At 64.3% G+C, this 18,304-nt stretch carries 15 protein-coding genes; 5 read left to right on the forward strand and 10 right to left on the reverse strand.

Going from position 1 to position 18,304, the window contains the following annotated elements:
• Positions 1 to 12 precede the first annotated feature (12 nt).
• Positions 13 to 1,566, forward strand: a complete 1,554-nt coding sequence (locus LOY33_RS20670; protein ID WP_258659928.1) for an AmpG family muropeptide MFS transporter — start codon at positions 13 to 15, stop codon at positions 1,564 to 1,566.
• Here LOY33_RS20670 and LOY33_RS20675 read toward each other — a convergent pair.
• The 3 genes from LOY33_RS20675 to LOY33_RS20685 all read right to left on the reverse strand — a co-directional run bounded on the left by LOY33_RS20675 (position 1,563) and on the right by LOY33_RS20685 (position 4,451).
• Positions 1,563 to 2,807, reverse strand: a complete 1,245-nt coding sequence (locus LOY33_RS20675) for an MFS transporter (RefSeq protein ID WP_043862084.1) — start codon at positions 2,805 to 2,807, stop codon at positions 1,563 to 1,565. The two genes, LOY33_RS20670 and LOY33_RS20675, sit on opposite strands and share 4 nt — an antisense overlap.
• A gap of 195 nt (positions 2,808 to 3,002) precedes the next feature.
• Positions 3,003 to 3,848 (reverse strand): mechanosensitive ion channel family protein, encoded by an 846-nt coding sequence (locus LOY33_RS20680; protein WP_043862083.1) that lies wholly within the window; start codon positions 3,846 to 3,848, stop codon positions 3,003 to 3,005.
• Positions 3,849 to 3,965: 117 nt separating this feature from the next.
• The gene (locus tag LOY33_RS20685) at positions 3,966 to 4,451 is read right to left on the reverse strand and encodes a YajQ family cyclic di-GMP-binding protein (protein WP_043862082.1); all 486 of its coding nucleotides are present in this window, start codon (positions 4,449 to 4,451) and stop codon (positions 3,966 to 3,968) included.
• Between the two features lie 116 nt (positions 4,452 to 4,567).
• On the opposite strand from LOY33_RS20685, the gene LOY33_RS20690 reads away from it, so the two are divergent.
• The 3 genes from LOY33_RS20690 to LOY33_RS20700 are packed head-to-tail and all read left to right on the forward strand — an operon-like array spanning position 4,568 to position 8,131.
• Positions 4,568 to 5,485, forward strand: a complete 918-nt coding sequence (locus LOY33_RS20690; protein ID WP_258659929.1) for a putative 2-dehydropantoate 2-reductase — start codon at positions 4,568 to 4,570, stop codon at positions 5,483 to 5,485.
• A 46-nt stretch (positions 5,486 to 5,531) separates the two neighbouring features.
• Complete coding sequence (locus tag LOY33_RS20695) at positions 5,532 to 7,568, forward strand: ATP-binding protein (RefSeq protein WP_258659930.1); 2,037 nt, start codon at positions 5,532 to 5,534, stop codon at positions 7,566 to 7,568.
• A gap of 2 nt (positions 7,569 to 7,570) precedes the next feature.
• A complete protein-coding gene (locus tag LOY33_RS20700) occupies positions 7,571 to 8,131 on the forward strand; it encodes a cob(I)yrinic acid a,c-diamide adenosyltransferase (RefSeq protein WP_043862079.1) in 561 nt (186 codons plus the stop codon).
• Positions 8,132 to 8,209: 78 nt separating this feature from the next.
• On the opposite strand, the gene LOY33_RS20705 is transcribed toward LOY33_RS20700, so the two are convergent.
• From LOY33_RS20705 to secA, 4 genes are all read right to left on the reverse strand, one after another.
• Positions 8,210 to 9,154, reverse strand: a complete 945-nt coding sequence (locus LOY33_RS20705; RefSeq protein WP_078479528.1) for a Nudix family hydrolase — start codon at positions 9,152 to 9,154, stop codon at positions 8,210 to 8,212.
• The gene (locus tag LOY33_RS20710; protein WP_088515537.1) at positions 9,151 to 9,783 is read right to left on the reverse strand and encodes a glutathione S-transferase; all 633 of its coding nucleotides are present in this window, start codon (positions 9,781 to 9,783) and stop codon (positions 9,151 to 9,153) included. Before LOY33_RS20710 ends, LOY33_RS20705 begins: the two co-directional genes overlap by 4 nt.
• A 101-nt stretch (positions 9,784 to 9,884) precedes the next feature.
• A complete protein-coding gene (argJ, locus tag LOY33_RS20715; protein ID WP_258659932.1) occupies positions 9,885 to 11,102 on the reverse strand; it encodes a bifunctional glutamate N-acetyltransferase/amino-acid acetyltransferase ArgJ in 1,218 nt (405 codons plus the stop codon).
• 124 nt (positions 11,103 to 11,226) lie between these two features.
• A complete protein-coding gene (gene secA / locus LOY33_RS20720) occupies positions 11,227 to 13,962 on the reverse strand; it encodes a preprotein translocase subunit SecA (RefSeq protein ID WP_054914834.1) in 2,736 nt (911 codons plus the stop codon).
• 262 nt (positions 13,963 to 14,224) lie between these two features.
• Between secA and LOY33_RS20725 the strand changes: the two genes are divergently transcribed.
• A complete protein-coding gene (locus LOY33_RS20725; RefSeq protein WP_054914835.1) occupies positions 14,225 to 14,674 on the forward strand; it encodes a DUF721 domain-containing protein in 450 nt (149 codons plus the stop codon).
• A 99-nt stretch (positions 14,675 to 14,773) separates the two neighbouring features.
• Here the strand turns inward: LOY33_RS20725 and lpxC are convergent, their stop codons facing one another.
• From lpxC to ftsA, 3 genes are all read right to left on the reverse strand, one after another.
• Positions 14,774 to 15,685 (reverse strand): UDP-3-O-acyl-N-acetylglucosamine deacetylase, encoded by a 912-nt coding sequence (gene lpxC, locus LOY33_RS20730; RefSeq protein ID WP_043862073.1) that lies wholly within the window; start codon positions 15,683 to 15,685, stop codon positions 14,774 to 14,776.
• 112 nt (positions 15,686 to 15,797) lie between these two features.
• Entirely contained in the window at positions 15,798 to 16,988 is a 1,191-nt protein-coding gene (gene ftsZ / locus LOY33_RS20735) for a cell division protein FtsZ (RefSeq protein ID WP_043862072.1), read from the reverse strand.
• A gap of 56 nt (positions 16,989 to 17,044) precedes the next feature.
• Positions 17,045 to 18,298: a cell division protein FtsA gene (ftsA, locus tag LOY33_RS20740; protein ID WP_043862071.1), complete on the reverse strand. Its 1,254-nt coding sequence runs from the start codon at positions 18,296 to 18,298 to the stop codon at positions 17,045 to 17,047.
• Positions 18,299 to 18,304: the final 6 nt, after the last annotated feature.

Consider the following 18,304-nt stretch of genomic DNA (forward strand, 5'->3'; position numbering starts at 1 on the left):
AGATGTTGGCCCATGCCCCGTAAAACCTGGCGCGCTGCGCTCGCTGCCTATGCCAGCCCGTCGACCCTGGTGCTGTTGCTGCTCGGCTTTGCCGCCGGCCTGCCCTATATGTTGGTGTTCTCGACCCTGTCGGTATGGCTGCGCGAAGCCGGGGTTGCCCGTGAAACCATCGGTTATGCCAGCCTGATCGGCCTGGCCTACGCCTTCAAGTGGGTATGGTCGCCACTGCTGGACCAATGGCGCCTGCCATTGCTGGGCAAGCTTGGCCGACGCCGTTCCTGGCTGGTGCTGTCACAGATCCTGGTGGTCATCGGCCTGGTCGGCATGGGCTTTTGCGACCCGCAGAAGCACCTGTCGTGGCTGATCGCGCTGGCGGTGCTGGTGGCCTTCGCCTCGGCCACCCAGGACATCGCCGTGGATGCCTACCGCCTCGAGATCGCCGGCGACCAGCGCCAGGCCGCCCTGGCCGCCAGCTACATGGCCGGCTACCGGGTCGCCGCCCTGCTGGCCACCGCGGGCGCGCTGTTCTTTGCCGAAGGGTTCGGCTCCACCGGCTTCAGCTACAAGCACAGCGCCTGGACCGGCACCTATGTGCTGTTCGGCGTGCTGATGGTGCCCGCCCTGATCACCAGCCTGCTGATGCGCGAGCCGCCCGTCCCCCTGCGTACCCAGCTGTTGGCGGCGCGCTACGGCTTCGGCCACCAGCTGGCCTCGGTCTTCGTGCTGATCATTCTGCTGGTGTCGGTACCGGCGATGTTCACCCAGCTGTACAACACCGATTTCGCCAGCGTGCTGTTCGAAGGCGCCAGCCTGCTCGACCTGCTGCTTGAAGACCGCGCCTTCCTGCGCGCGATCCTCTACATCACCCTCACCACGCTGTGCCTGTCGTCCATGGGGCGACGCGGGCTGGCCCCGGTGCTGACTCCGGTCAACGACTTCATCGTGCGCTACCGCTGGCAGGCGCTGCTGCTGCTGGGGCTGATCGCCACCTACCGCATGTCGGACACGGTGATGGGCGTGATGGCCAACGTGTTCTACATCGACCAGGGCTTCACCAAGGACCAGATCGCCAGCGTCAGCAAGATCTTCGGCCTGTTCATGACCCTGTTCGGGGCCGGCATGGGCGGCCTGCTGATCGTGCGCTTCGGCATCCTGCCGATCCTGTTCATCGGCGGTGTGACCTCGGCGGCGACCAACCTGCTGTTCCTGATGCTCGCCGACATGGGGCCGAACCTGCAGATGCTGGTGGTGACCATCTCGCTCGACAACTTCAGCTCGGGTCTGGCGACCTCGGCCTTCGTGGCCTACCTGTCGAGCCTGACCAACCTGAAGTTCTCGGCCACCCAGTACGCCCTGCTCAGCTCGATCATGCTGCTGTTGCCGCGCCTGATCGGTGGCTACTCAGGCGTGATGGTCGAGAAGTACGGCTATCACGACTTCTTCCTGATCACCGCGATGCTCGGGGTGCCAACGCTGATCCTGATCGCCTTGCACTGGCACCAGGAACTGCGGCGCGGCAAGCTGGCCCCCGTGGAGCCCGAGACCACCGAGCGCCCCGGAGCCTAGGCCAGCGACGCCAGTTCGGCGTCGTCCTGCAGCACCGTGCGCAACGGCCACAGCGCCAGCAACCCGGCGCAACCTGCCGCCAGGGCGAAGCTCAACAGGCTCGCCCCTGCCCCCAGCATCGCCAGCAAGGCGCCGCCCAGGCCCAGCAAGGCGATGGTGATCATGCCCAGCATCGCCGACACCAGGCCCTTGCTCTGCTCGCTGGAGAACAGCGTCATGCGGTACAGCACCGCGTTGGCGATGCCCAGGCCCAGTGCGTACAGCGACATGCCCGCCACCAGGCTGAACACCGAAGGGTACAGCCAGGTGCCCAGCATGGCCGCGCCCAGGCCGATCAGATACGGCCACAGGGCCTTGCGGATCAGCGCGCGCAGGCTGTAGCGCTCGGCAATGCGGTTGATGATCAGGTTGCCCGCAATCAGGCCGCCGAACACCGGCAATTGCCACAGTGCATAGTCCAGGGTGCTCAAGCCCTCGTCATGAATCAGCAGCACCGGCGACAGACCGATCCAGCCGATCAGCGGCAGGCCCACCAGGCCCAGGGCAGCGCTGCCGGCAACGAAGCGGCGGTTGCCCAGCAGTTGCCCGTAACCGGCCAGCAAGGGCAGCAGGTGGATGGGCTGGAAGGCCAGGCGCGTACCGTCGCGCCGCTCCACCCCCAGGGTTTCAGGCATGAAGCGGTACAGCGCGCACCAGGTCAGCACGGCGAACCCTGCGAACAGTACGAACAGCCAGCGCCACGAGACCCATTCCAGCAGCACGGTGCCTACCAGTGGGCCGAGCAGCGGCGAAAGCAGCGCGATGTTGGCCAGCAGGGCCATCATGCGCACCGCATCCGCCTCGCTGAAGGCTTCGTTCAGGGCCGGGTAGCTGACCGTGACCACAAAGCCCAGGCCGATACCCTGCAACAGGCGCAGCAGGTTGAACAGCTCGATGCCCTCGACCCAGTAGGTGGCAAGGCAGGCCAGGCAGAAGATGGCGCACCCCCACAGCAGCAGCGGACGCCGCCCGTAGCGGTCGGCCAGCGGGCCGATCAGCCACTGCAGCAGCACACCGCCAAGCAGGTAGAGGTTCAGCGCATGGGGGATGAATTCGGGGCTGGCATTCAGGTCGCCCACCACCGTGGGCATGGCAGGCATCACCACGTCGCTGGCCAGGTAGGTCAGCAATTCGAACAACGCCAGGGTCATGGCGAAACAGAATGCCCGGAACGGGGTGATGTTTATCAGCGGGGTAAGCATGGCAAGGCCTGGCAGGGAAAATCAGCCAGCCTGTATGCCAGAAAAGGCAAAGGTCGGACAGTAACAAGAAGTGAACAAGTGTAATCGGTGCACCCGAATCGCGGGGCAAGCCGCGCTCCCACGCGGTCATCACTGTCTCCAGACACATGATGTACCTGTGGGATCGGGCTTGACCCGCGATGAGCTCGAGGCGTGTTACTGCACGGCCGCTTCCTGCACCACACGGATTACCCGCTGCGGAAACGGGATGTCGATGCCCTCGGCCTTCAACCGGTCGCGCGCATGCTCGTTGAGCATGAACATCACGTCCCAGTAGTCAGCCGTCTTCACCCAGGCTCGCAGCGACACGGTGATCGAGCTGTCGCCCAGTGCCGAAATCACCGCCTGGGGCGCGCCCGGTTCCTGCAGCACCCGCGGGTCATTGGCCAGGTCCAGCAGCACCTTGCGCGCTACCTGCAGGTCGGCCTCGTAGTCCACGCCCACATCGAACACCACCTTGCGGGTCGGCTGGCGGTTGGTGTTGGTGATGATGCCGTTGGACAGGCTGCCGTTGGGCAGGATCACCGTCTTGTTGTCACCGGTACGCAGCACCGTGTGGAAGATCTGGATGCTGTCCACGGTACCGCTGACCCCCTGGGCCTCGATCCAGTCGCCCAGGCGGAACGGGCGGAACAGCAGGATCAGCACCCCACCGGCGAAGTTCGCCAGGCTGCCCTGCAAGGCCAGGCCGATGGCCAGGCCGGCGGCACCGATAGCGGCCACGAACGAGGTGGTCTCGATGCCAATCATCGAGGCCACGCTGACCACCAGCAGGATCTTCAGAATGATGTTCGCCAGGCTGCTGATGAAGCCTTGCAGCGCCAGGTCGGCGTTGCGCAGGGCCAGCAGCTTGCCCAGGCGGTAGGTGACCTTGTTGATCACCCACCAGCCGATGGCCAGGGTCAGCAGCGCCAGCAACAGGCGACTGCCATATTCCATGATCATCGGGATCCAGGTCTGCGAAGTCCTGACCAGCTGATCCACTTCAGCGTTCAAATCCATAGGTTGTCTCCTGATGCCGGGCGGCAAAAAACGGGGAAAGCGTGGCGCCGCAATCGTTTCAGCGGCCGCAGAAACCTCGGACGCCGAAACGGCGCCAAGGTTCCGGGTACACGGGGATCAGTCGCGGAAGTTGTTGAACTGCAGCGGCATGCCGAACTCCTTGGCACGCAGGGCCGCGATGGCCTCCTGCAGGTCGTCGCGTTTCTTGCCGGTGACACGTACCTGCTCGCCCTGGATGGCGGCCTGGACCTTGAGCTTGGCGTCCTTGATGTGGGCGACGATCTTCTTGGCCAGTTCCTTGTCGATGCCTTCCTTCAGCGTCGCTTCCTGCTTCATCACCTTGCCCGATGCGAAGGCATCCTTGACCTCCAGGCACTGCACGTCGATCTTGCGCTTGACCAGCGCCAGCTTGAGGATGTCGATCATCGCCTCGAGCTGGAACTCGGCCTCGGCGGTGAGGTTGACGGTCAGTTCCTTTTCCTTGAACTCGAAGCTGCCCTTGCCCTTGAGGTCGTAGCGGCGGTCGAGCTCCTTGACCGCGTTTTCCACGGCGTTGGTGACTTCGTGCTTGTCCAGTTCCGATACCACGTCGAACGACGGCATATCCATTCTCCAAAAAAATAAACGCACGCTCATGGGCCCCTGGTCGCAGAGCATGATGGAGCGTGCCGGGTTTGACGGTTAAAATGCGGGTTCATTATAACGGTTGCGAAACGCAGATGAGCAGCACCTGGCATATTCTCGGCGCCGGCAGCCTGGGCAGCCTCTGGGCCTGCCGCCTGGCACAGGCCGGCAAGGCGGTCCGCCTGATCCTGCGCGACCCTGCGCGCCTGCACGCCTACGAGGCGGCGGGCGGCCTGAGCCTGGTACACAACGGCCAGGCGCAGCGCCACGCGATCCCCGCCGAAACCGCCGATGCAGGCACGTCTATCCACCGGCTGCTGGTGGCCTGCAAGGCCTACGACGCGCCCGCGGCAGTGGCGCAACTGGCGCCCCGACTGGCGCGCAATGCCGAGCTGGTGCTGCTGCAGAACGGCCTGGGCAGCCAGGACGAAGTCGCCAGCCAGGTCCCCCACGCACGCTGCATCTTCGCCTCCAGCACCGAGGGCGCGTTTCGCGAAGCCGACTGGCAGGTGAACTTTGCCGGGCATGGCTTCAACTGGCTGGGCGACCCGGCCAACCCGCTGCCGCCCGATTGGCTCGACGACCTGACCGACGCCGGCATCCCGCACCAGTGGACCCCGGACATCCTCACCCGGCTGTGGCGCAAGCTGGCGCTCAACTGCGCCATCAACCCACTGACCGTGCTGCATGCGTGCCGCAACGGCGGCCTGGCCGAGCATCACTGCGAGGTGGCCACGCTGTGCGCGGAGCTGGCCGAGCTGCTGCAGCACTGCGGCCAGCCCGAAGCCGCCACCGACCTGCAGGTCGAGGTCGAACGGGTCATCCAGGCCACGGCGGCGAACTACTCTTCCATGTACCAGGACGTGCGCCAGGGCCGACGCACCGAGATCCACTACCTGCTCGGCCACGCCTGCCGCGTTGCCGCCCGCCACGGCCGCCATCTGGCGCACCTTGAACGGCTGCACCGGCGCCTGGTCGAACACCTGAACGCACGCGGGTTGCCCAGCGACTGAGGGCAACGCTACCCTGCCCCTCCACCCACAGGATCACGCCGTCACCATGCCCTTGCGCGAACGCCTGGAAAACCTGCCGGTCGGCCAGAAGCTGCTGGCCGCCCTGCTGGTGCTGCTGATCACCATTCTGCTGGTGGCCAACCTGACCTTCATCAGCGCCGCCTACTGGATCTCCCAGGAGGCCATGGCGCCCCAGGCCCTGCAGACCATCGGCCGCCTGGTATCGCACCCGGAGCTGGCACAGCGCGCCGCCGACTCGCCAGAGGCGGCCAACGACCTGCTCAAGGAACTGGACAGCTACACCCCGCTGCGCGCCGCCGCGCTGTATGGCAGCGACGGCAAGCTGCTGGCGCAGTTGCAGCACGGCGAACCCCTGGCAGTGCCCAAGCGCTACCGCAACATCGAAAGCTGGCGCCTGACCGAGTTTCGCAGCACCCAGCTGGTAACCCTGCCGCGCCCCGGCAACCCGCCCGGGCATCTGCTGCTGGTGGCCAGCAGCGAGCTGCCGATGGCCTTCTATACCGGCACACTGACCGCCAGCCTGGGCATCCTGGTGTTCAGCATCCTGCTATGGATGCTGATTGCGCGGCAGATCAAGCGCCTGATCACCCAGCCGATCTACCAGCTCGAACAGCTCTCGCGCCAGGTGACCCGCGAAGAGAACTATGCCCTGCGCGCGCGCCCCGGCAACCGCGACGAAATCGGAAGCCTGGCCGAGGCGTTCAACACCATGCTGTCGCGCATCGAAGCCCGCGAACAGCAACTCAAGCGCGCCCGCGACGAATTCCAGACCGCCTATGACCAGGCCCAGGGCCTGGCCGAGGAAACCCGTCACACCAACCGCAAGCTGGAACTCGAAGTACAGGTGCGCAGCAAGATCGAGCGCAAGCTCACCGGCTTTCAGAACTACCTCAACAGCATCATCGACTCCATGCCCTCGGCACTGATCGCCCTGGACGAACAGCTCTACGTGACCCAGTGGAACCAGGAGGCCAGCGCGCTTTCCGGCACGCCGCTGGACGAGGCGCTGAACCAGCCGATCTTCCTCGCGTTCGAGCCGCTCAAGCCGTTCCTGCCGCAGCTCAAGGAAAGCGTCGAGAAGCACCGCGTGGCCAAGATCGAGCGGGTCACCTGGACCAGGGGCGACGATGCGCGCCACTACGCCCTGACCTTCTACCCGCTGATGGGCGGTGGCGGGCGCGGCGTGGTGATTCGCATCGACGACATCACCCAGCGCCTGTCGCTCGAAGAGATGATGGTGCAGTCGGAGAAGATGCTATCGGTCGGTGGCCTGGCTGCTGGCATGGCGCACGAGATCAACAACCCGCTGGGGGCGATCCTGCACAACGTGCAGAACATCCGTCGACGCCTGTCCCCCGACCTGCCGAAGAACCTGGAGCAGGCCAGCGAAACCGGCATCGACCTGGGTACGGTCAACCAGTACCTGGAAAACCGCCAGGTACCCCAGTTGCTCGATGGCATCCAGCAGGCCGGCGCACGGGCGGCCAAGATCGTCACCCACATGCTCAGCTTCAGCCGCCGCAGCAACCGCCAGATGGCACCGTGCGACCTGCCGGCATTGATCGACCAAGCGGTGGAGATCGCCGGCAACGACTTCGACCTGACCGAAGGCTTCGACTTCAAGGGCCAGGCCATCGTGCGCCAGTTCGACCCGGCCCTGGGCCCGGTGCCCGGCACCGCCAACGAGCTGGAACAGGTGCTGCTCAACCTGCTCAAGAACGCCGCCCAGGCGATTCACCAGCGCGAAGACGACAGCGAACCGGGGCGTATCATCCTGCGTACCCGGCTCAACCCGCCGTGGGCCGAGATCCAGGTCGAAGACAACGGCGTGGGCATGCCCGAGGCGGTGCGCAAGCGCACCTTCGAGCCGTTCTTCACCACCAAGGAAATCGGCCAGGGCACTGGCCTGGGCCTGTCAGTGTCGTATTTCATCATCACCAACAACCACAAGGGCCAGATGGAGGTGCAGTCGGCGCCAGGTCAGGGCACGTGCTTCACCTTGCGCCTGCCGCTGAGCAACCTGCCGATGCCACCCGCCGGCCCGCCAACGATGGAGTCATGAGCATGGGTTTTCGCTTGTCGAAGATTTACACCCGCACCGGCGACAAGGGCGAAACCGGCCTGGGCGACGGCCGCCGCGTCGCCAAGGACCATCCGCGCATCGAGGCCATCGGAGAGGTGGACACGCTCAACAGCCAGCTGGGCGTGTTGCTGGCAGGCCTGGCCGAGCAACACCTGGACGAGGTGGTCGAAGTGCTGGCGCCGTGTCAGCATCGGCTGTTCGACCTGGGTGGTGAGCTGGCGATGCCCAGTTACCAGGCCTTGAACGAGGCCGAGGTGCAGCGCCTGGAAGCGGCGATCGACCACTGGAATGAAGAGCTGGGGCCTCTGGAGAACTTCATTCTGCCGGGCGGTTCGGCGCTGATTGCCCAGGCCCATGTATGCCGCAGCCTGGCCCGCAGTGCGGAGCGGCGGTGTCAGCAGTTGAATGCGGCAGAGCCGCTGGCGGGGGTGGGGCTGGCGTACATCAATCGGCTGTCGGACTTGCTGTTCGTGGCCGCGCGGGTGATTGCGCGGCGCCAGGGGGTGGCGGAGGTGTTGTGGCAGGCTGCGGCCAGGCCATGACGCCGCTTCGCCGGCAAGGCCGGCTCCTACAAGGGTCAGCGCCGTCTGTAGGAGCCGGCCTTGCCGGCGAGGCTTCACTCAGGCCTCAGGCCAGAATGCCCGAATTCCGGCCACGCCTTGGGCGCCGAACTGCCAGGCCCGCTCGCAATCAGCCGGCCCCACGCCACCCAGCACATACACCGGCCGGTTGAAGCCTTCGATCAGCTCGCTGACCTGCTCCCAGCCCAACGGTACCGCCTCGGGATGCGTCTGGGTCGCCTGCACCGGCGACAGGGTGACGAAATCCACCCCCATCTGCTCTGCCAGCGCCAGTTCTTCGGCGTTGTGACATGACGCGGCCAGCCAGCGCTCCCTGGGGAACGGTCGGCCCTTGGGCGCGTATTTGCGCAACTGCTCGGCCGTAAGGTGCCACCCTGCCGCCGGGAAATCGCCCAGCCACTCCAGCGGCCCCTTGAGCATCAACTGCGCCTTGCCGGCACACAGCCCCACCGCATCCACCGCCACATCGCGGTACTTGGGGTCGTAGCCGTTGGGCGCACGCAACTGCACCAGCTTGATCCCGCCGGCAATCGCCTTCTGGATGCCGCGCAGCAACTGCGGGGCTTCCAGTTCGCCCGGGGTGATCAGGTAGTGGCCAGGCAACCGCGCGGCCGCCACGATGGGCTGGTTGGCTTCAGGGAAGTCGTATTGCGGCAGTTCGCGTGGCGACACCCAGGCCAGTGGCTGGCCTTCGGCGCCATGGGGCTCGCCGGTAAAGCCGTCGACCTCCCACACGTCCAGCAGCACCTGCTTGTCGGGGTAGTCGTGACGCACCTTGATCAAGGGCCGTGCACGGGTCACGACGATGCCCAGTTCCTCGTGCAGCTCGCGGGCCAGGGCGATCTCGACCGCCTCCCCCGCCTCCACCTTGCCGCCGGGAAACTCCCACAGGCCGCCCTGATGCTGGCTGTCGGCACGGCGCGCAATCAGGATGCGCCCATCGGTGCCACGGATCACCGCAGCGGCAACATGCACCCGCTTCACGACGCACGCTCCGCCAGCGCAGCCTGCTGCCAGGCCTGGAAGGCCGGCCACTGGTAGATGGCCTCGACGTAGGCGGCGGCTGCCGCAGGCAGTTCGACACGGTAGCTGCGCAGGCGCACCGCCACCGGGGCGAAGAAGGCGTCGGCCAGGCTCAGTTCGCCGAACAGGTACGGGCCCGGGGTCTTGGCCACCAGGCGGCACTCGGACCACAGCGCGACGATGCGGTCGATGTCGATCTGCACCTCGAGTGGAATGCTCTCAAGGGCCTGATCGTGGTCCAGGTTCATCGGCATGGTGCTGCGCAGGGCGAAGAAGCCACTGTGCATCTGCGCACAGGCCGAACGCGCCTGGGCCCGGGCAGCGATGTCGCTGGGCCACAGGTTGGCTTCAGGGTGGCGCTCGGCCAGGTACTCGGCGATTGCCAGCGAATCGGCGATGGTGCCGTGTTCGGACTTGAGCAGGGGCACCTTGCCGGTGGCGGAGTGCGCAAGGATACGCTGGCGGGTATCGGGCTGGTTGAGGGTGATCAGCAGTTCGGTGTAGGGCACCCTGGCCAGCTCGAGGGCCAGGGCGGCGCGCAGCGACCAGGAGGAATACAGCTTGTCGCCGATGATCAGTTGGTAGCTCATGGGTGGGCTCCATCGGGATGTGCGGGGGCCTATCGCGGGTCAAGCCCGCTCCCACAGGGTTACTGCAATCCTTGAGGGAGCGGGCTTGACCCGCAATACGGTCAGGTACGGTATTCAGCGTTGATCTTCACATACTCATGGGACAGGTCGGTGGTCCAGATCGTCTCGCTGCAGTCGCCACGCCCCAGGTCGATGCGGATGGTGATCTCTTCCTGGGCCATCACGGCCGAGCCCTGGGCCTCGGTGTAGGTGGCGTTGCGGCCGCCTTTGCTGGCGATGCACACATCGTCCAGGTACACGTCGATCAGGCTCACGTCCAGGTTCGGCACGCCAGCACGGCCCACAGCTGCCAGGATCCGGCCCCAGTTCGGGTCGGAGGCGAACAGCGCGGTCTTGATCAGCGGTGAATGCGCCACGGCATAGCCGACGTCCAGGCATTCCTGATGATTGCCACCACCGTTGACCTGAACGGTCACGAACTTGGTCGCGCCTTCACCGTCACGCACGATGGCCTGGGCCACTTCCATGCACACCTCGAACACCGCCTTTTTCAGCGCATCGAACAGCGGGCCGCGGGCTTCGGTCACTTCAGCCACGTCGGCCTTGCCGGTGGCGATCAGCATGCAGCAATCGTTGGTCGAGGTATCGCCGTCGATGGTGATGCGGTTGAACGACTTGTTGGCGCCGTCCAGCAGCAGGTCCTTGAGCACGGCCGGCGCCACCTTGGCGTCGGTGGCGATGTAGCCGAGCATGGTCGCCATGTTCGGGCGGATCATCCCGGCGCCCTTGCTGATGCCGGTCACGGTGATGGTCACGCCGTCATGCTGGAACTGGCGGCTGGCCCCCTTGGGCAGGGTGTCGGTGGTCATGATGCCGGTGGCGGCCTCGGCCCAGTTGCTTTCCGACAGGTCGTCCAGGGCGGCCTGCAGCGCGCCTTCGATCTTCTCGACCGGCAGTGGCTCACCGATCACACCGGTGGAGAACGGCAGCACCGCATCGGCGTCGACACCCGCCAGCTCGGCCAGCCTGGCGCAGGTGCGCTCGGCAGCGGCCAGGCCGGGGGCGCCGGTACCGGCGTTGGCGTTGCCGGTGTTGGTCAGCAGGTAACGCACACTGCCCTGCACGCGCTGCTTGGCCAGGATCACCGGGGCAGCGCAGAACGCATTGAGGGTGAACACGCCGGCAACGCTGGAGCCTTCGGCGCAGCGCATTACCACAACGTCCTTGCGCCCGGGGCGCTTGATGCCCGCAGAGGCAATACCGAGTTCAAAACCTGGAACCGGGTGCAACGTTGGCAAAGGACCAAGACCGACAGCCATGAAAGCGCTCCTAGAAAAAAGGCGCCGGCTCGAGATACCGGCGCTTGAGATGGAACAACGCCGCGACGGTTGGGCCCGTCGCGGCGCGGTGTTCAGATATCAGCAGGGGGCAACGGCGGTGCGATCAGTCGATCTTGCCGTGGCACTGCTTGAACTTCTTGCCCGAACCGCACCAGCAGGGTTCGTTGCGGCCCAGCTTCTGCTCGTTGCGCACCGGCGCTGCGGCCACGGCGACGTCGGCACCCTCCTCAAGCAGCTCGCCCGCTTCCAGGCCAGGGGCCTCGGCGTGCTGGAACTGCATGCGCTGGGCCAGCTCTTCGGCTTCGCGGCGCAGGCGTGCTTCCTCTTCGATCGGGTCTTCGCGGCGAACCTGAACGTGCGAGAGCACGCGGATGGTGTCGCGCTTGATCGAGTCCAGCAGTTCCTGGAACAGGGCAAACGACTCGCGCTTGTATTCCTGCTTCGGGTTCTTCTGGGCGTAGCCACGCAGGTGGATACCGTGGCGCAGGTGATCCATGGTCGACAGGTGGTCTTTCCACAGGTCGTCGATCACACGCAGCAGGATCTGCTTCTCGAAGGTACGCAGGGCATCGGCGCTGGCCTGCTCTTCCTTCTCGTTGTAGGCCGCCATCAGCTCGGCCATCAACTTCTCGCGCAGGGTCTCTTCGTACAGGTGGTCGTCTTCGTCCAGCCACTGCTGGATCGGCAGCTTGACCCCGAAATCGCTGGCCAGTGCCGCTTCCAGGCCCGGCACGTCCCACTGCTCGGGCAGCGACTGTGGCGGGATGTGCTGGGCCACGGTGGCATCGAGCACTTCCTGGCGGAACTCGGCGATGGTATCGCCGATGTTGGTCGCCGCCAGCAGGCTGTTGCGCATGTGGTAGATGACCTTACGCTGCTCGTTGGCCACGTCGTCGAATTCGAGCAGTTGCTTGCGGATGTCGAAGTTGCGACCTTCGACCTTGCGCTGGGCCTTCTCAATGGCGTTGGTGACCATGCGGTGCTCGATGGCCTCGCCGGACTGCATGCCCAGGGCCTTCATGAAGTTCTTGACCCGGTCGGAGGCGAAGATGCGCATCAGGCTGTCTTCCAGCGACAGGTAGAAGCGGCTCGAGCCCGGGTCGCCCTGACGGCCGGAACGGCCACGCAACTGGTTGTCGATACGGCGCGATTCGTGGCGCTCGGAGGCGATCACGTGCAGACCACCGGACTCGATCACCTGCTGGTGACGCTTCTGCCAGTCGGCCTTGACCTGGGCAACCTGCTCGGGCGTCGGGTTGTCCATGGCAGCCACTTCGACTTCCCAGTTGCCGCCCAGCAGGATGTCGGTACCACGACCGGCCATGTTGGTGGCGATGGTCAGTGCACCCGGGCGACCGGCCTGGGCGATGATCTCGGCTTCCTTCTCGTGGAACTTGGCGTTCAGGACCTTGTGATCGATGCCTTCCTTGATCAGCAGGTTGGACATGTGCTCGGAGGTTTCGATGGTGGCGGTACCCACCAGCACCGGACGCCCGGAAGCCATGCTCTCCTTGATGTCGGCGATGATCGCGGTGTACTTCTCTTCGGCGGTCAGGTAGACCAGGTCGTTGAAGTCCTTGCGCGCCAGCGGCTTGTTCGGCGGGATCACCATCACGTTGAGCTGGTAGATCTGGGCGAATTCGAACGCTTCGGTGTCAGCGGTACCGGTCATGCCGGACAGCTTGTTGTACAGGCGGAAGTAGTTCTGGAACGTGGTCGAGGCCAGGGTCTGGCTCTCGGGCTGGATGTTCAGGTTTTCCTTGGCCTCGATGGCCTGGTGCAGGCCCTCGGACAGGCGACGGCCCGGCATGGTGCGGCCGGTGTGCTCGTCGATCAGCAGGATCTGGCCGTCCTGCACGATGTACTCGACATTGCGGTGGAACAGCTTGTGGGCACGCAGGCCGGCATACACGTGGGTCAGCAGGCCCAGGTTGTGCGCCGAGTAGAGGCTCTCGCCCTCAGCCAGCATGCCGACCTGGGTGAGCATCTCTTCGATGTACTGGTGGCCGGCTTCGTTGAGTTCGACCTGGCGGGTCTTCTCGTCGATGCTGTAGTGGCCTTCCTGGGTGACCTGCCCTTCGACCTCTTCGATGTGCTGCTTGAGCTGCGGGATCAGCTTGTTGATCTCGATGTACAGCTTGGAGCTGTCTTCGGCCTGGCCGGAGATGATCAGCGGGGTACGGGCTTCGTCGATCAGGATGGAATCGACTTCGTCGATCACGGCGAAATTCAGCTCGCGCTGGAATTTCTCTTCCATGCTGAACGCCATGTTGTCGCGCAGGTAGTCGAAACCGAATTCGTTGTTGGTGCCGTAGGTGATGTCGGCGGCATAGGCGATGCGCTTTTCTTCCGGCGGCTGGAACGGGGTGACCACACCCACGGTGAGGCCCAGGTATTCATACAGAGGGCGCATCCAGTTGGCGTCGCGGCGGGCCAGGTAGTCGTTGACCGTGACCACGTGCACGCCCTTGCCGGACAGCGCGTTGAGGTACACGCCCAGGGTCGCCACCAGGGTCTTGCCTTCACCGGTACGCATCTCTGCGATCATGCCCTCGTGCAAGGTCATGCCACCGATCAGCTGTACATCGAAGTGACGCATGCCCATGACCCGCTTGCCGGCCTCGCGCGCAACGGCGAAGGCTTCGGGCAACAGTTGGTCAAGGGTCTCGCCTTTGGCCAGGCGCTCTTTGAACGCTGCGGTCTTGGCCCGCAACTGCTCGTCCGTCAGGGCGACCATCTGCTCTTCGAAGGCATTGACGATCTGTACCGTCTTGAGCATGCGTTTGACTTCACGCTCGTTCTTGCTTCCAAAAAGTTTTTTTAACAAAGGCGCAAACATATTGGCAGGATCTTCCACACGTAGGGATGGAGGGCGGCCCCGTGAGTCGCCCGTGCAGCCCTTATGGCCGCATGCGAACGAGCATTCTACCCGGAAACGATGGTGAGGAAAGTGGCGGATTTCCACGATGCTGGCACAGCGCTTTTGACGGGGCTTTTTTACAATAAGGCCTTTTTCGCCAACTTCAACCCATCGTCACATGAAGAATTACCGGCGGGGCGATCTGTTAAGATGGCGCCACTGTATTTTTCGGACCCTGCCCATGGCTTTTCGCCCCCTGCCCGCCCGTGCACCCGCCGTGCTTTTGCGTGAAGCGCGACCGCTCAAGGCCCTGTTCAGCCAGGCCCAGCGCCTGGCCCAGCTGCAGCGCCTGGTAGAGAGCCAGTTGCAGCCGGCAGCGCGCGAGCATTGCCATGTGGCCTCCTGGCGCGAGGGTACGCTGCTGCTGATCGTCACCGACGGGCACTGGGCCACGCGCCTGCGCTACCAGCAGAAACGCCTGCTGCGCCAGTTGCAGATGATGGAGGCCTTCAGCAGCCTGACCCGCATCAATTTCAGGGTGCAGCCAGTGGCCGGTGTGGCACCCGCGGCGGGGCACCCGATGGACATCTCGACACGTTCGGCGCAGAACATCCACGCTACGGCCGAAGGGATCACCGACCCCAAGCTCAAGGCGGCGCTGGAGCGCCTGGCCAGGCACGGCAAGGGATAGACGAGCGCACAGCGCTCGCAAACCTGCGACTGCGCGGCAATAAAAAAGGGCCACCCGAAGGCAGCCCCAAAAAATAACTAAAGAAGAGAGAGTTCGTACTTACACTGCCGCAACCGGACGCATGTAAGAGATCGGTGCCGTGCTGGCATCTTCGAACGTCACCACTTCCCACGCATCGGTTTCCTCGATCAGCTTGCGCAGCAGCTGATTGTTCAGCGCGTGTCCGGACTTGTAGCCCTTGAACTCGCCGATCAGGCTGTTGCCCAGCAGGTAGAGGTCGCCAATCGCATCGAGGATCTTGTGCTTGACGAATTCGTCTTCGTAGCGAAGGCCGTCTTCGTTGAGCACGCCATCCTTGTCCACGACGATGGCGTTTTCCACGCTGCCGCCGAGGGCGAGGTTGTGCTTGCGCAGGTACTCGATGTCACTCATGAACCCGAAGGTACGGGCGCGGCTGACTTCCTTCACGAACGAGGTGCTGGAAAAGTCCACGCTGGCACTCTGGGTCCGGTTGTGGAACACCGGGTGGTCGAAATCGATCTCGAAACTCACCTTGAACCCTTCGAAAGGCAGGAAAGTGGCGCGCTTGTCGCCGTCTTCCACTGTCACTTCACGCAGGATGCGGATGAACTTCTTGGCTGCGTCCTGTTCTTCCAGGCCGGCAGATTGAATCAGGAATACAAAGGGCCCGGCGCTGCCGTCCATAATTGGCACTTCGGACGCGGAGAGCTCGACGTAGGCGTTATCGATGCCCAGGCCAGCCATGGCCGAGAGCAGGTGCTCTACCGTGTCTACCTTGGTATCGCCATTGACCAGTGTCGTGGACATGGTCGTCTCGCCGACGTTTTCCGCACGGGCAGGGATCTGCACCACAGGGTCGAGGTCGGCACGGCAAAATACGATGCCGGTATCCACAGGGGCGGGCTTGAGGGTCAGGTAAACCTTTTCCCCGGAGTGCAGGCCGACACCTGTGGCACGGATGATATTTTTCAGGGTGCGTTGTTTAATCATGGCATTGGCCGCTTCAGCGCAAATTGCGAACTGGTATCAACAAAGGCTGAGGATAATAGCAGACCCGGCCTTTGCTGAACACCAATCACCTTCATAGCCCTGATAAATTCCATTAATCGGCCTGACGACGCAGGAAAGCCGGGATATCCAGATAATCCAGGTCGTCCTGCGGGTTCAGCTTCTGTGCCGCAGCGGCCCCGGCGTGAGCCTGGTTGCGCATGACGGTCGGACGCTCCAGATCGCGGTAGTTGACCGAAGGTTGCTCCGGACGGGCCGGTGCAGGGGCTGGGGTCTGTACAGCGGACGCTTGCAGGGTGTTGTCGATGACCTTGACCGGTTTCTCGATCTTGGCACCCAGGCCGGTGGCTACCACGGTGACGTGCAGCTCGTCGCGCATGTCCGGGTCGATGACGGTACCGACCTTGACCATGGCGTGGTCGGAGGCGAATGCCTCGATGATGCTGCCCACATCGGAGTATTCACCCAGCGACAGGTCAGGACCTGCGGTGATGTTCACCAGAATGCCGCGGGCGCCCTGCAGGTTGACGTCTTCGAGCAGCGGGTTGCGGATGGCCGCCTCGGTCGCTTCACGCGCACGGTTCGGACCGCTGGCGCAGCCGGTACCCATCATGGCCATGCCCATCTCGCTCATCACGGTACGCACGTCGGCGAAGTCGACGTTGATCATGCCCGGACGCTTGATGATGTCGGAGATACCGCGAACGGCACCGGCGAGCACGTCGTCAGCCTTGGCGAAGGCCGACAGCAGGCTGGCATCCTTGCCCAGGATGGTCAGCAGCTTCTCGTTCGGAATGGTGATCAGCGAATCGACGCTGTCGGCCAGGGCACGGATGCCCTCGTCGGCGATCTGCATGCGCTTGCGACCTTCGAACGGGAACGGACGGGTCACCACCGCAACGGTGAGGATGCCCATTTCCTTGGCCACTTCGGCGATGATCGGAGCAGCACCGGTACCGGTACCGCCGCCCATGCCGGTGGTGATGAACACCATGTTGGTGCCTTGCAGCACTTCGGCGATGCGCTCACGGTCTTCCAGCGCGGCCTGACGACCGACTTCCGGATTGGCACCTGCACCCAGGCCCTTGGTCACGCCGGTGCCCAGTTGCAGGATGGTGCGCGCGCCGATGTTTTTCAGCGCTTGAGCATCGGTGTTGGCGCAGATGAATTCGACGCCTTCGATGTTGCTCTTGACCATGTGATTGACGGCGTTGCCACCGCCGCCACCGACGCCGATCACTTTGATGACCGGGCTTTGCGGGACGTTGTCTACGAGCTCGAACATTTTCCCTCTCCTTTCAGTTCTCTAGTTTTTTGCGCCTACTACTACTGCTTTGAAACTTAAAAGTTGCCCTGGACCCAGCGCTTGAGTCGCTCAAGCACCGGGGCCTTCGGTTCATCGCCATAGCTGTTGCTGCTGATACCGGTCAGGGTCACGCCTTCGGACTGCTTCTGCAGGCCATAGGTCAGAAGGCCCACGCCGGTGGAATAGATGGGGTTGCGCACCACGTCGCTCAGACCCCGCACGGTGTAAGGCACGCCCAGGCGTACCGGCATGTGGAAAATCTCTTCGGCCAGTTCCACCGCGCCTTCCATCTTGGCGGTACCGCCGGTGAGCACGATGCCGGCCGGCACCAGGTCTTCGTAGCCACTGCGACGCAGTTCGGCCTGGATCAGGGTGAACAGTTCGTCGTAGCGTGGCTCGACCACTTCGGCCAGGGCCTGGCGCGACAGTTCGCGCGGCGGACGATCGCCCACGCTCGGCACCTTGATGGTTTCGCCGGCACCGGCCAGCTTGGCCAGGGCACAGGCGTAGCGGATCTTGATCTCTTCGGCGTACTGGGTGGGGGTACGCAGCGCCATGGCGATGTCGTTGGTCACCTGGTCGCCGGCAATCGGAATCACCGCCGTGTGGCGGATGGCGCCCTCGGTGAAGATCGCGATGTCGGTGGTACCGCCACCGATGTCCACCAGGCACACGCCCAGCTCTTTTTCGTCATCGGTCAGCACCGAGTAGGCCGAGGCCAGTTGCTCGAGGATGATGTCGTCGATTTCAAGGCCGCAGCGGCGCACGCATTTTTCGATGTTCTGTGCTGCATTGACCGCACAGGTGACCACGTGCACCTTGGCTTCCAGGCGCACGCCGGACATGCCCAGCGGCTCGCGCACGCCTTCCTGGTTGTCGATCACGTAGTCCTGCGGCAGGGTGTGCAGCACCCGCTGGTCGGCCGGGATGGCCACGGCCTGGGCCGCGTCCAGCACCCGCTCCAGGTCCGCCGCGCTGACTTCGCGATCGCGGATGGCGACGATGCCGTGGGAGTTCAGGCTGCGGATGTGATTGCCCGCCACGCCGACGAACGCCGAGTGAATCCGGCAGCCAGCCATCAGCTGGGCCTCTTCGACGGCGCGCTGGATCGACTGCACGGTGGATTCGATATTGACCACCACGCCCTTCTTCAGCCCGCGCGATGGATGGGTGCCGATACCGACGATTTCCAGGGTGCCATCGGCGGCCACTTCGCCCACCAGTGCAACCACCTTGGACGTACCGATATCCAGCCCGACGATCATTTTGCCGCTATGCGCATTTGCCATGGGTCC

The organism is Pseudomonas sp. B21-036 (assembly GCF_024748925.1).
GTDB lineage: Bacteria > Pseudomonadota > Gammaproteobacteria > Pseudomonadales > Pseudomonadaceae > Aquipseudomonas > Aquipseudomonas palmensis.

What these genes read in the sequence shown, in the direction of transcription:
- LOY33_RS20710 (WP_088515537.1), bottom strand. Translation starts at nt 9,783, where the DNA reads ATGAGCTACCAACTGATCATCGGCGACAAGCTGTATTCCTCCTGGTCG.
- lpxC (WP_043862073.1), bottom strand. Translation starts at nt 15,685, where the DNA reads ATGATTAAACAACGCACCCTGAAAAATATCATCCGTGCCACAGGTGTC.
- LOY33_RS20680 (WP_043862083.1), bottom strand. Translation starts at nt 3,848, where the DNA reads ATGGATTTGAACGCTGAAGTGGATCAGCTGGTCAGGACTTCGCAGACC.
- LOY33_RS20675 (WP_043862084.1), bottom strand. Translation starts at nt 2,807, where the DNA reads ATGCTTACCCCGCTGATAAACATCACCCCGTTCCGGGCATTCTGTTTC.
- LOY33_RS20690 (WP_258659929.1), top strand. Translation starts at nt 4,568, where the DNA reads ATGAGCAGCACCTGGCATATTCTCGGCGCCGGCAGCCTGGGCAGCCTC.
- LOY33_RS20695 (WP_258659930.1), top strand. Translation starts at nt 5,532, where the DNA reads ATGCCCTTGCGCGAACGCCTGGAAAACCTGCCGGTCGGCCAGAAGCTG.
- LOY33_RS20685 (WP_043862082.1), bottom strand. Translation starts at nt 4,451, where the DNA reads ATGCCGTCGTTCGACGTGGTATCGGAACTGGACAAGCACGAAGTCACC.
- ftsA (WP_043862071.1), bottom strand. Translation starts at nt 18,298, where the DNA reads ATGGCAAATGCGCATAGCGGCAAAATGATCGTCGGGCTGGATATCGGT.
- argJ (WP_258659932.1), bottom strand. Translation starts at nt 11,102, where the DNA reads ATGGCTGTCGGTCTTGGTCCTTTGCCAACGTTGCACCCGGTTCCAGGT.
- ftsZ (WP_043862072.1), bottom strand. Translation starts at nt 16,988, where the DNA reads ATGTTCGAGCTCGTAGACAACGTCCCGCAAAGCCCGGTCATCAAAGTG.
- LOY33_RS20725 (WP_054914835.1), top strand. Translation starts at nt 14,225, where the DNA reads ATGGCTTTTCGCCCCCTGCCCGCCCGTGCACCCGCCGTGCTTTTGCGT.
- secA (WP_054914834.1), bottom strand. Translation starts at nt 13,962, where the DNA reads ATGTTTGCGCCTTTGTTAAAAAAACTTTTTGGAAGCAAGAACGAGCGT.
- LOY33_RS20670 (WP_258659928.1), top strand. Translation starts at nt 13, where the DNA reads ATGCCCCGTAAAACCTGGCGCGCTGCGCTCGCTGCCTATGCCAGCCCG.
- LOY33_RS20700 (WP_043862079.1), top strand. Translation starts at nt 7,571, where the DNA reads ATGGGTTTTCGCTTGTCGAAGATTTACACCCGCACCGGCGACAAGGGC.